Consider the following 12,029-nt stretch of genomic DNA (forward strand, 5'->3'; position numbering starts at 1 on the left):
CTCAGCTCTCCTTGCAGAACTCGCCGATCGGCAGGCCGACGTGCCGCTTGTCGGTGGCGATGTAGCCAAGCAGCTCGTCGCCCCGCTCCAGCTCGGTGACGTTGCGCACCTTGGGGCCGGGGCCGAGCACCCGCACGTGCCAGTCGTCCTGCACGGTCAGGCTCACCTCGACGCCGTCCTGCGAGTGCGCGGTGATCTGCAGCAGCGGACGGGATTCCAGCTTCGCGCGGCCGACGACGACCCGCCGGGTCCTGCCCTCGGTGTTGACCGCGAGCACGGTGCTGCCGGAGTGCAGCTCGGACAGGTAGTTGGTGCGGTTGTCCGGGCCGAGCACGTAGGAGTGCAGCGCGCCGGCGTTGACCCGGAACGGCCGGGTCGGCATGTACGGCAGCGGATGCGTCTCGCTGACGCACAGGATGTAGCCGGAGGAGTAGGAGCCGACCAGGATGCCCTCGTCCTGCTCGAAGTGCGAGCAGGTGTCCACGCACACCCGGTCGCCCAGGCCGACGTGCTCGATGCGGTCCACGGTCAGCGTGCTCAGGGTCAGGTCCTGGGTGCCGGCCTCCAGCAGCCGGGACAGTTGGAAGACCTCGTTGGCGTCGCGGGGCGCGAGCAGCAGGCCGTCCGAGCCGTGTTCGAGGACGTCCAGCACGATGGTGGCTTCCTCGATGTCGCCGACCACGCAGATCAGCTTGCCGTCGGCGGCGTCGGCCGCGGCGATCACGATCTCCAGCGGGATCTTGGTCGGGTCGGTGAAGCTGACGATGGTCCACGGCAGCCTGGCCGCGGCGGTGCAGGCCAGCCGGAGCGTGCGGTCGTCGCGGACCTCGACGAACACCGAGCCGGTGTGGCCGGTGGCGATCAGCCGGTCCAGCTGGTCGGCGTCGTCGACGTTCACGGTGACCAGGTCAGCCGCACCGGATTCCGGGCCCAGCAACACCTTCCGCACGGTCGGCGGCAGGGTCGCCAGCAGCGCCGGGTCGTCCGAGACCACGCCGGCGATCCGGGCGTGCACCGCGGCCGCGACCACGGCCTCCAGCTGCTGGGGGGCGACGGTGCGCAGGTCGATCCAAGCGAATTTCACGCTGTCTCCAAGAGTCGGGCGGCGGCCTGGGCCGGGTGCAGCACGGCGGCGAGCTTGTTCATCAGGGAGCGGGGAGTCGGGGAGGTGAAGATCCGGCGGCCGACGGCGAGTCCGGCGCAGCCGGCGTCCAGCGCGGCGCGGGCGTAGTCGACCAGTCCGTCGCCGTCCGGGTCGGCGTCGGCGGCCGGACCGCCGGCCACCAGCACCGGGATCGGGCAGCTGGCGGTCACCTCGGCCATCCGCTCCGCCGGCAGCGCCATCGACGTCTTGACCAGGTCGGCCCCGAGGTCGGCGGCGATGTTCACCACGTGGGACAGCACGGTCGGGTCGAAGGAGCTGGCCATGCGGGGACCGCGGGCGTAGGCCATGGCGATCAGCGGCACGTTCCAGGCGTGGCACTGACCGGCGACCATGCCCATGTCTTCCAGTTGCTTGGCCTCGGTGTCGGAGCCGATGTTCACGTGCACGCTGACGGCGTCCGCGCCCAGCCGCAGCGCGTCCTCGACGTCGCCGACGAGCACCTTGGCGTGTTGGTCGGCGGCGTGCGAGGTGCCGGCGGACAGGTGCACGACCAGCGCGCAGTCCTCGAGCAGGCTGGGGTCGATGGCCCGCATCCGTCCCTTGTGGACGATGATGGCGTCGGCCCCGCCGAGCACGACCGCCCGGATCAGCTCGTCCCAGTCCTGCATGGGCACCACCGGCCCGTCGGACACGCTGTGGTCCAGCGGGACGAAAAGGTGCCGGCCGTCCCCGGCGCGCGACAGGCGCCGGGTGCGGAACGCCTTCCCGGGATCGGCCACGATGCGCACCTCCTGTTCATACGGTTCGGGGATCCATTGAATGGTTGACGCCGAAAGAAGGGTCGGACAACTAACACCTCGCGATAACTTCGCAGTTATGTCCACCCCCAGAGATTGTTCCGATGACCGCTAGGGAGAACTCTGATGAGACTTTGAAGAGGGTCTGCTATGAGCGGGCGCACGGTTGGTCAAGTGTCAACATGTGGGAAGTACACGCAGGCAGACGGCCTATGGTTGACCTAGCCGAGCATCGCTAACATGGCTGCGCGCGGGCCGACTGGGCTCACGAGTCACATATTCTCCACATGATCGGAGTCGATCGTGGCAATTTCCGTCAAGCTGGCGGTGGCCTTCCACGGGGGCAGTGGGCACACCGCCGGATTTGCGGGCGCCGTGCACGCGGGCGCGTCATCGGTGAGCGGCTGCGAATCGACGCTGGTCAGCGTGGACACGATCGACGAGGACGGCTGGGCGGCACTGGACGGCGCGCACGCCATCGTGTTCGGCGCGCCCACCTACATGGGCAGCGCCTCGACCGCGTTCCACCAGTTCGCCGAGAGCACGTCCAAGCGCTTCCTGCGCCAGGTCTGGCTGGACAAGCTGGCCGCCGGCTTCACCAACTCGGCCGACAAGCACGGCGACAAGTCCTCGACCCTGCGCTACTTCCAGACGCTGGCCGCGCAACACGGCATGACCTGGGTCAACCTGGGACTGAAGTCGGGCTGGAACTCCTTGCGGGGCAGCGAACACGACATCAACCGGCTCGGCTTCCACGACGGCGCGGCGGCGCAGTCGCTGCTGGGCACCCGGACCGACGAGCTGCACGCCGCCGACCTGGCCACCGCCGAACACCTGGGCCGACGCGTGGCCGAACAGGCGACGATCTTCGTCGCCGGCCGTGCGGCGCTCGCCCCCGTGCGGTGACTGTCACCGAGAATCCCGTTGTGCGGCCGCGTACCTGGGCGGCCGTGCTGGGGGTCGCCGTGCTCGCGCAGACGGTGGCGGCGATGGACAGCTCGGTGCTCAACCTGGCCGTGAAGACGCTGGCCGACCCGGTTTCCGGGCTCGGCGCCGGCGTCGGCGAGCTGGCCTGGGCGATCAGCGCCTACACCGTGGTCTACGCGGCGGCGATGTTCGCCGGCGGCGCGCTGGCCGACCGGTTCGGGCCGCGATGGGCGTTGTGCACCGGTCTGCTGGTGTTCATGGTCACGTCGGCGCTGGCGGCGTTTTCCGTGACACCGCTGGAACTCGTGCTCAGCCGCGGCGCGATGGGCGTGGGCGCGGCGCTGATCACGCCGGCCACGCTGTCGCTGGCGCTGCGGGCCTCGCAGCCGGCGCAGCGGCCGAAGGCGGTGGCGATCTGGGCTTCCGCGGCCGCGGTCGGCCTGGCCATCGGTCCGATCGTCGGAGGACTGCTGCTGAGCCGCCTGTGGTGGGGCTCGGTGTTCCTGCTCAACGTGCCCGTGACCGCGATCTGTTTGGCAGGCATCGCGTTGTGGGTGCCGCGGCTGCACGTGGCGCAGCGGCGACCGCTGGACTGGCCGGGGCTGGCGCTGTCCTTCGGCGGGCTGCTGGGCCTGGTCTACGGCGTGATCCAGATCGGCGGCGACGTCGGCTGGGACTCACCGTCGGTGCTGGTCCCGCTGGTCGCCGGCATCGTCGCGCTGGCGGCGTTCGCCGTGCAGCAGAGCCGTTCCCCGGCCCCGAGTTTCGACGTCCGGCTGTTCCTGCGGCGGCGGTTCGCCGGCGGCGGGCTAGTGCTGACGGTGGCCTTCTTCGGCATCACCGGGCAGCTCTTCTACGCGTCCTTCTATCTCCAGGACGTGCTGGGGCTCAGCCCGCTCGGCGCGGGGCTGGCCATCGCGCCGACCGCGGTCGGCATCCTCGCCGGCAACCTCTGGGCCCCGGCCCTGGTGCGGCGCTTCTCGGTGCGGTCGGTGGCCTCCGTCGGCATGATCGTCACCATCGGCACGCTCGCGTGCTATCTGGTCTTCGACGCCCACACCCCGGTTGTCCTTTTCGGACTGATGATCCTGGTCCAGGGCTTCGCCATGGGCACGGTCGTGGTGCCGGCGACCAACGCCGCCATGGGCGACCTGCCGGCCGAGCGCAGCGGCGCCGGCTCGGCCGTCACGTCCGGGCTGCGGCAGTTCGGCGGCACGCTCGGCACCGCCGTCGGCAGCACGATTCTCAGTTCCTGGTACCGATCCGGGCTGAGACCGGCACTGGCCGGGCTGTCCGACGGACAGGCCCACCAGGCCCTCGGCTCGACGCAGGCGGCGCTGGCCGTCGCCCGCGCGGCCGGTCGGCCCGAACTGGCGGAGGCCGCCACCTCCGCGTTTCTGCAGGCGATGCGGGTCACCGCGGGCGCGAGCGCCGTGGTCGGCCTGGGCGGGCTGGTCCTGATCGCCGTGTGTCTGGGTGGCAAATCCGACTAAGGGGAACAAAACCATGCAGGTCGAGTTGCGGCATCTCCAGGTGATCCGGTCGGTGGCGGACGCCGGCAGCATCAGCCGGGCGGCCACGCAGCTACGGATCGCCCAGTCCGGCCTGACCGCGCAGGTGCAGCGGATCGAGCAGGAGCTGGGCGGGGCGCTGTTCCGGCGCACCACCAGCGGGGTCGCGCTCACCGAGCTGGGCGAGCACGTCGTCGCGCGGGCGCGGGACGTGCTGGCCCAGTTCGACGACCTGGTGGAGAGCGCCAAGGTGCTGGCCGTGCAGGACGAGCCGGCCGCGGCGATCCACGTGGTCGGCCCGCTCGGCCCGATCACCCCGATGCTGGCCGGCGCGGTGCGCGAGCTGCTGCCCGACCGCGAGCAGGTCACCCAGATCGCGCACACTCCCGAGACCATCAACGAAGCCCTGGAGACGGCCGGCTTCGACGTCGCCGTGTGCGGGCAGCAGCCCTCGGTGCCGATCCAGCTGCCGCCCGGCCTGCACAGCCGCAATCTGGTCAACGAGACCGCCTACATCGGGCTGTCGGCCTCGCACCGGCTGGCCGACCGGATGGCGCTGCGGCTGGCCGACCTGGCCGACGAGGACTGGGTGCTGCCCAACGAGAAGCTGTCCGGGCTGACCACCGCGCTGCGGCTGGCCTGTGAGGAGGCCGGCTTCACGCCGCGCTGCCGGCACCGGGGCGCGGACATGGCGACCGCGGCGATGATGGTCCGATGTGGGCACGCCATCGCCGCGTTCTACCCCAGTGCCGTCACGGTTCCCGGCATGGTGCTGCGGCCGCTGGTCGGCAATCCGTTGCAGCGCACCATGCAGCTGGTGTGGCGGCCCAGCTCGCCGGTGGCCGGGCTGGCCGATCTGGTGCACGCCAAGGTGGTCAAGCGCTACCAGACCCTGGTGCACGACCACCCGGTGTACGCCGCGTGGTGGGAGGCGGAAGCCGGTTCGTGACGTCGCCAGGTGGGGGTGGAGGGCGGTGCGAGACCGTCCGCGGGCCGAGTCGATGGCGGCAGTGGGCCTCGCCCCCTGAGCTCGAACGAAATTTGATTCGTTAATCAAGTAGCCAACGGTCGAACCGCGTGGACTTATACGACCGAGATGGCGAGTAGTCGCCAATGACGCGTCATCCCGCTTTGCGGCCCCTTGACTGTCCACCACGACAGTACGACGATTTTCCCGTTGTTTTCTTCGAGACTCCCTGCAGTGTGAAACACATGTTGTGGCGTCAGGAGTTCGTCGAAGGAGGAGCAGTGTTCGTTATTGCTGGCGGATTCGTGGTGGGATTGCTGGCGACACTGACGATCGGGGTGGCGCAGCCGGCAGCGGCCAACGCGGCCGCTCCGCCCGACGTGGCAGCCACCACGGCGATCAACGTCAACAGCGGCAAGTGTCTGGACGTGCCCGGCTTCAGCACCGCCGACAAGACCGCCATCGAGCAGTTCAAGTGCAACGGCGGCACCAACCAACAATGGCGGCTGAAGGCCGTCGGCCAGGCCTTCGAGATCATCAACGTCAACAGCCGCAAGTGCCTGGACGTGCCCGGCTTCAGCACCGCCGACAAGACCGTCATCGAGCAGTTCAAGTGCAACGGCGGCACCAACCAACAATGGCGACTGAAGGCCGTCGGCCAGGCCTACGAAGTAGTCAACGTCAACAGCCGCAAGTGCCTGGACGTGCCCGGCTTCAGCACCGCCGACAGGACTCGCATCGAGCAGTTCAAGTGCAACGGCGGCACCAACCAACAATGGCGGATCCGCCGATAATCCGAGAGGCGTGTCTCGCGCGGGTCCACTGACCCACGCGAGACACGCTTCACGTTGTTCAGGTGAGCAATTTCCGTTCAGGTAGGCTCTCCTCAATTCTGACCGCAATCCGGTACGCGCCGAGAAATACGTTCGCGAAGGCGCGGTCGCGGTCGGCCTAGCTCGTGAGGCCGTCGGCCGCGATCACCCTGGCCATGTTCCGCTCGGCCAGGGCGGTGATCGTGACGAACGGGTTGACCCCGGTCCAGCCCGGGATCAGCGAGGCGTCGTTGACGTACAGGCCCGGGTAGCCGGGCACCCGGCCGTAGAGGTCGGTGGCGCTGCCCAGCACCGCGCCGCCCAGCGGGTGGTAGCAGAAGTCGTCCCCGAAGGCCCGGTTGCCGCTGAACAGGTCGTACCGGTAGATGGTGCCGTTGGCCGCGTTGACCTTGTCGAACAGCGTGCGCGCGGCGTTCTCGGCGAAGTCCTTCTGGCTGGGACCCCAGGTCAGCTTGGCCTGCCCGCTGGCCGGGTCGTAGCTGAACGAGCCGCGCTCCGGGCTCTTGGTGATGGCCAGGTACAGGCTGATGTACAGCTCGAGGTTGGCTGGCATCGGGGCGATCTCGGCGAACACCGGCACCGCCTGGTTGCGGGCGTCGATGCCGAGCGTGGGCATGCCGGCCTGGACCGAGCCGGTGGGCTTCCAGTTGGCCCGGGCGGTCATGATGTTGCCGTTGGGGCCCCAGTTCTGGCCGAACTGCGCGCTGATCCCCGGCAGCGCGCCGGTGTCGCGGGCCTGCAACAGCAGCTGCATGGTGCCCAGGCAACCGGCCGCCAGGAACAGGTACTTGCAGTTCACCGTCTGCGACGAGGTGGTGTTGCCGAGGGTGTCCACAGTGGACATGTTGACCGCGTAGGTGCCGTCGGCGTTGCGGCCGATGGAGGTCACCTTGGTCAGCGTCTTGAGGGTGACGTTGCCGGTGCCCAGCGCGGCCGGCACGTAGCTCTTGTCCAGGCTGCGCTTGCCGTGGTTGTTGCCGTAGATGACCTCGCAGTTCAGCGCCGACTTGGGCACCTGCCCCAGCGCCTCCTGCTCCATGTAGTTGAAGTCGTACACGTTGGGCACGAAGGAGGTGGCGAAGCCGGCCTTGGCCGCGTCGTCCCGACCGACCCGGGCGAACTGGTAGCAGTCGGTGGTGTTCCACCAGTTCTGGTCCACGCTGTTCACGCCGAGCATCTGGTTGGCCAGCGGGTAGTAGGTGGAGTACATCTCGTCGGCGTCGACCCCGGGCAGGATGTCGGCGAAGGAGTCGCGGGTCGGGGTGACGGCCATGCCGCCGTTGACCAGGGAGCCGCCGCCGACGCCCCGGCCGCAGTAGACCTTCATGTTGGGGAAGTCGACCCGGTCCAGCACGCCGGCGTAGGAGCTGATCGGTTTGTTGATCACCGGCAGCCAGAGCAGGCTGTCCAGCGGCGCCTCGGTCATCGTCTTGAACCACATCGACCGCTGATCCGGATTGATCATCGTGCAGAACACGTTTCCGTCGGCGGCGGGCGTGTTCCACAGCTGGCCCATTTCCACCATCAGGGTCGGCACGCCCGCGGCGCCCAGGCGCAGGGCCGACACCGAGGCGCCGTAGCCGCTCCCGACCACCACCGCGGGGACGTAGGAACTGGTGGCCGCGCGTGCGACCCGTGGGGCGACGACGGTCGCACCGGCAGCAGCGGCGGCGCCGAGCATGGTCAGCCCGAGCATCCGCCTGCGAGACATCGTTGTCGTGCGCATGCGTCACATGATGACGCTAGAACACGTTTCACCAACGCGGCCGAATGTATGAATATGAGGCCGTTTATCGCCGTCTATTGATCAAGAACGTGTTTCAGAACCGGCCGTTGAAAAGGATCTTCGCGACCTGGTTGTCCGTTTCCTGGCCGTCGTCGTAGCCGCCCTGCCCGTTGAGGCTGTTCATCACGGCCAACGTGTAGCGGGCGTCCGGTCCGACGAAGCCGACGGTGTTCATCACCCAGCCGCCCTGCTCCTGCGACCAGCCGTCCTTGTTGCCGGGCTGGGCCGCCGGGCCGGCCGCCCACACGCCCCACTGCTGGTCCGGCGCGACCGCCCGCAGCTGCCCGGTGATGTAGTCGCGCGTGTCGGCCGGCAGCTTGGTCAGCACGTAGTTGATCAGCGCGTCCAGGTCGTCCGGCGTGCACTTCTGGAATCCCCAGTAGGGATAGAAGTTGCTGAAGCCCTTCTGCGGCTGCAGCGAGGTCATGCCGTAGGTCGGGAAGGCGTTGTTGAACGTCATGTGGTCGGCCCCGGCGTACTTGAACCAGAGCGTGTCCGCAGCCTTGTCGTCGGAGCTGTTGAGCATGCGCTGGATCAGGTCGCGGTCCGCGGCGGTCAGCGTGATCTGGCCGGCCTTGTCCCGCAGGAACAGGTTGACCGTCATGGCCAGCTTGATCGTGGAGGCGGTCCAGACCAGGGTGTCGGCCTTGTCGTTGCGCCACACCTGTCCGGTCTGCCGGTCCCGCAGCACGATGCCCGTTGTGCCCGGCCGCTTGGCGATGTAGTCCTGCACCTGCTGGATGCGCTGGCGCAGGTCGCAGTCGAAGTCCGTGCCCGGGGCCAGACAGGTCGTTGTGGTCGTGGTCGTGGCGGGCTTCTGCGCGGTGGCCACGTCCTGCATGCTGGCGGTGATCGGCGGCAGCGCGGACTCGGGCACGCCCGCGCCGCCGCACCCGGCGAGGACAAGGGCAGCGAGCATGAGCGCGCCGGCGCGCGCGGCCATTCGGATCACGTACGCAGGCTAATGGGCGCGTGACTCGTGGATGTTGACGGGCCGGGCACACTGTGAAAGCCTGGCCAATATTGGTCTAGTCCAATAAATATCAGTGACATTCCCGCTGGGGAGGCAACGCCGGTGACCATCGCACAACGCAGCCCCGAGCTGCTCCGCCTGGCCGACGCCGTGCTCCAGCCCGGCTTCGAGGGCACCGCCGCCCCGGACTGGCTGCGCCGCCGGCTGGACGAGGGCCTGGGCGGCGCCGTGTTGTTCTCCCGCAACATCGCCTCCCCCGAGCAGGTCGCCGAGCTGACCGCGCAGCTGCGCGAGCACCGGCCCGACGTGCTGGTGGCCATCGACGAGGAGGCCGGCGACGTCACCCGGCTGGAGTTCGCCACCGGCAGCACCCGGCCCGGCAACCTGGCCCTCGGCGTCGTCGACGACGCCGCGCTGACCACCGAGCTGGCCCGCGGCCTCGGCCAGGACCTGGCCGCCGTGGGCGTGAACCTCAACTACGCGCCGAGCGGGGACGTCAACTCCAACCCCGACAACCCGGTCATCGGCGTGCGCTCCTTCGGCTCCGACCCCACGCTGGTCGCCCGGCAGACCGCCGCCTGGATCCGCGGCCTCCAGTCGGCCGGCGTCGCCGCGTGCGTCAAGCACTTCCCCGGGCACGGCGACACCGGCGTCGACTCCCACCTCGCCCTGCCCGAGATCGCCGCCTCCGTGTCGGAGATGGCCGACATCGCGCTGCCGCCGTTCCGGGCCGCCTTCGACGCCGGCGTGAAGGCCGTGATGTGCGGGCACCTGATGGTCCCCGCCTACGACACCGAGCTGCTGGCCACGCTGTCCCGGCGGATCCTCGTCGACCTGCTGCGCACCGAACTGGGCTTCGACGGCCTGCTCGTCACCGACGCCCTGGAGATGAAGGCCGTCTCCGACCGGTGGGGGCTCACCGGGGCCGCCGTGCTGGCCATCGCCGCCGGGGCCGACGCCCTCTGCGTCGGCGGCGGGCTGTGCGACGAGGACACCGCCACCGCCCTGCGGGACGCGCTCGTCGACGCCGTCGTCTCCGGCGAGCTGCCCGAGGCCCGCCTGCGCGAGGCCGCCGACCGGGTCGCCGCCCTCGCGTCGTGGGTCGGCACCGTCACCGACGACTCCGCCGCCGACCCCGAGATCGGCCTGGAGGCCGCCCGCCGGGCCATCCGCGTCACCGTCGCCCCCGGCGAGCGGTCCCTGCCGCTGGCCGCCGCCCCGCACGTCGTCGAGTTCCGGCCCCAGATGAACCAGGCCGTCGACAGCTCCACCCCGTGGGGCCTCGGCGCTCCCCTGACGGAGCTCATGCCCGGCACCACCGTCGCTGTCTTCACCCCCGCCGACGCCGCCGTCGACCTCGCCCCCGCCGCCGGCCGGCCCCTCGTGCTCGTGGTCCGCGACGCGCACCGCCATCCGTGGATGAGCACCGCCCTCGACCGCGTGCTGGCCGAACGTCCCGACGCCGGCGTCGTCGAGATGGGCCTGCCCGACGGCCCCACCCGCGGCGCCTTCCACCTCGCCACCCACGGCGCCACCAAGGTCACCGGCCAAGCCGCCGCCGAAGTCCTCGCCGGCTGACTCTCCCCCTCCCCCACCCCCGCTTTTTCGGCTCTTCGTACTGATGTGTGGGTGGGTATGCCCAGGTAGCAGAAGGGCACGCCGGTGCAGCGTCTAGGTTTCTGAGCTGTCGAGGAACAGAAACTGCATAGACGGAGAACGACGTGCCCTCTACCAGGGTATGGGGTCGGCTGCTGGGCTTGCCCACCGCGGTCGTGGAGACAGTCGCGTTCGACGAGCACGAGCAGGTGTTCGTCGCTTCGGTCCGAGCCCGCAGGCGTGATCGTGGCCGATGCGGGATCTGCCAGCGCCGCTGCCCCGGGTACGACACCGGGCAGGGACGACGCCGATGGCGGGCGCTGGACCTGGGGACCGTGCGCGCGGTCGTGGAAGCCGACGCGCCCCGGGTGGCCTGTGCCGAGCATGGCGTCGTGGTCGCCGCGGTGCCCTGGGCCCGTCACGGCGCCGGACACACCCGGGCCTTCGACGACACCGTGGCCTGGCTGGCCACCACCTGCTCGAAGACCACGGTGCGGCAGCTGATGCGGATCGCCTGGCCCACCGTCGGCTCGATCATCACCCGGGTCCGGGCCGACATCGACGCCGAGGTGGACCGGCTGGCGGGGTTGCGTCGGATCGGGATCGACGAGATCAGTTACAAGAAAGGCCACAAGTACCTCACCATCGTTGTCGATCACGACACCGGGCGGCTGGTCTGGGCCGCGCCCGGCAACGACAAACAGACATTGACCCAGTTCTTCACGCTGCTGGGGCCCGCGCGCTGCGCGCAGATCACCCATGTGTCCGCGGACGCCGCGGCCTGGATCGCCCGCGTGGTCGAACAGCGCTGCCCGACCGCGATCCGCTGCGCCGACCCGTTCCACGTGGTCAAGTGGGCCACTGACGCGTTGGACGCGGTGCGGCGCCAAGCGTGGAACGCCCTGCGTCGCAGTCCGGGTGGCAGTGGTCGGGATCGCCGGGGCCGCGCCGCGTCGGCCGGGGCGGCGCGAGGGCTCAAACGAGCACGGTGGGCGCTGTGGAAGAACCCGGAGAACCTCACCGACAAGCAGCAGGTCACGCTGGACTGGATCGCCAAGGCCGACCCCCGGCTCTATCGGGCCTACCTGCTCAAAGAGGGGCTCCGGTACGTCTTCGCGGTCGGCGGCCAGGACGGCAAGCATGCCTTGCGGCGGTGGCTGTCCTGGGTCGCGCGGTGCCGGATACCGGAGTTCGTCAAGCTCGGGCGGACCGTCCGGGCCGAACTCGCCGCCATCCACGCCAGCCTCGATCACGGGCTGTCCAACGCACTGGTCGAGTCCACCAACACCAAGATCCGGCTGCTCACCCGGATGGCCTTCGGCTTCAAACGCCCCGAAGCTCTGATCTCGCTGGCACTGCTCGCTCTGGGTGGTTACCGACCGACCCTGCCAGGCCGGTAACCACCCACACATCCCTACCAAGAGCCGCATTTTCGCCACATGTGGCCCACATTCGACTCCAGAGGCCACATGTGGCGCACATGTGGCGAAAGCCGCCGAGTTCTTGGGCAACGCCCTCACCTCCGCCCGGCAAG

10 protein-coding genes are annotated in these 12,029 nt (G+C 69.7%); 6 read left to right on the plus strand and 4 right to left on the minus strand.

All coding sequences use genetic code 11. The features are described from left to right. Position 1: 1 nt before the first annotated feature. Positions 2 to 1,084 (minus strand): 3-dehydroquinate synthase II family protein, encoded by a 1,083-nt coding sequence (locus tag JJ691_RS25540; RefSeq protein WP_211762186.1) that lies wholly within the window; start codon positions 1,082 to 1,084, stop codon positions 2 to 4. After that, complete coding sequence (locus tag JJ691_RS25545) at positions 1,081 to 1,884, minus strand: 2-amino-3,7-dideoxy-D-threo-hept-6-ulosonate synthase (RefSeq protein WP_211762187.1); 804 nt, start codon at positions 1,882 to 1,884, stop codon at positions 1,081 to 1,083. The genes JJ691_RS25540 and JJ691_RS25545 overlap by 4 nt, the downstream gene beginning before the upstream one ends. Before the next feature lie 321 nt (positions 1,885 to 2,205). On the opposite strand from JJ691_RS25545, the gene JJ691_RS25550 reads away from it, so the two are divergent. From JJ691_RS25550 to JJ691_RS25565, 4 genes are all read left to right on the plus strand, one after another. Further along, complete coding sequence (locus tag JJ691_RS25550) at positions 2,206 to 2,808, plus strand: flavodoxin family protein (RefSeq protein WP_249227005.1); 603 nt, start codon at positions 2,206 to 2,208, stop codon at positions 2,806 to 2,808. Continuing rightward, positions 2,805 to 4,322: an MFS transporter gene (locus JJ691_RS25555; protein ID WP_211762188.1), complete on the plus strand. Its 1,518-nt coding sequence runs from the start codon at positions 2,805 to 2,807 to the stop codon at positions 4,320 to 4,322. Before JJ691_RS25550 ends, JJ691_RS25555 begins: the two co-directional genes overlap by 4 nt. Before the next feature lie 13 nt (positions 4,323 to 4,335). Next, positions 4,336 to 5,289 (plus strand): LysR family transcriptional regulator, encoded by a 954-nt coding sequence (locus JJ691_RS25560; protein WP_211762189.1) that lies wholly within the window; start codon positions 4,336 to 4,338, stop codon positions 5,287 to 5,289. A 299-nt stretch (positions 5,290 to 5,588) separates the two neighbouring features. Further along, positions 5,589 to 6,101, plus strand: a complete 513-nt coding sequence (locus tag JJ691_RS25565) for an RICIN domain-containing protein (protein WP_211762190.1) — start codon at positions 5,589 to 5,591, stop codon at positions 6,099 to 6,101. 157 nt (positions 6,102 to 6,258) lie between these two features. On the opposite strand, the gene JJ691_RS25570 is transcribed toward JJ691_RS25565, so the two are convergent. Both JJ691_RS25570 and JJ691_RS25575 read right to left on the minus strand, forming a co-directional pair. Continuing rightward, positions 6,259 to 7,866: a GMC oxidoreductase gene (locus JJ691_RS25570; RefSeq protein WP_211762191.1), complete on the minus strand. Its 1,608-nt coding sequence runs from the start codon at positions 7,864 to 7,866 to the stop codon at positions 6,259 to 6,261. Positions 7,867 to 7,960: 94 nt separating this feature from the next. Then, positions 7,961 to 8,869, minus strand: coding sequence for a class A beta-lactamase-related serine hydrolase (locus JJ691_RS25575; protein WP_249228270.1), 909 nt, complete (start codon positions 8,867 to 8,869; stop codon positions 7,961 to 7,963). A gap of 132 nt (positions 8,870 to 9,001) precedes the next feature. Between JJ691_RS25575 and JJ691_RS25580 the strand changes: the two genes are divergently transcribed. Beyond that, positions 9,002 to 10,477 carry a glycoside hydrolase family 3 protein gene (locus JJ691_RS25580; RefSeq protein ID WP_249227006.1) on the plus strand — a complete coding sequence of 492 codons (1,476 nt, stop codon included), beginning with the start codon at positions 9,002 to 9,004 and terminating at the stop codon, positions 10,475 to 10,477. A gap of 143 nt (positions 10,478 to 10,620) precedes the next feature. Continuing rightward, entirely contained in the window at positions 10,621 to 11,895 is a 1,275-nt protein-coding gene (locus tag JJ691_RS25585) for an ISL3 family transposase (RefSeq protein ID WP_211762192.1), read from the plus strand. Positions 11,896 to 12,029 lie beyond the last annotated feature (134 nt).

Origin of the sequence: Kutzneria sp. CA-103260 (assembly GCF_018263855.1) — a bacterium.
In the GTDB taxonomy this organism is placed as follows: domain Bacteria; phylum Actinomycetota; class Actinomycetes; order Mycobacteriales; family Pseudonocardiaceae; genus Kutzneria.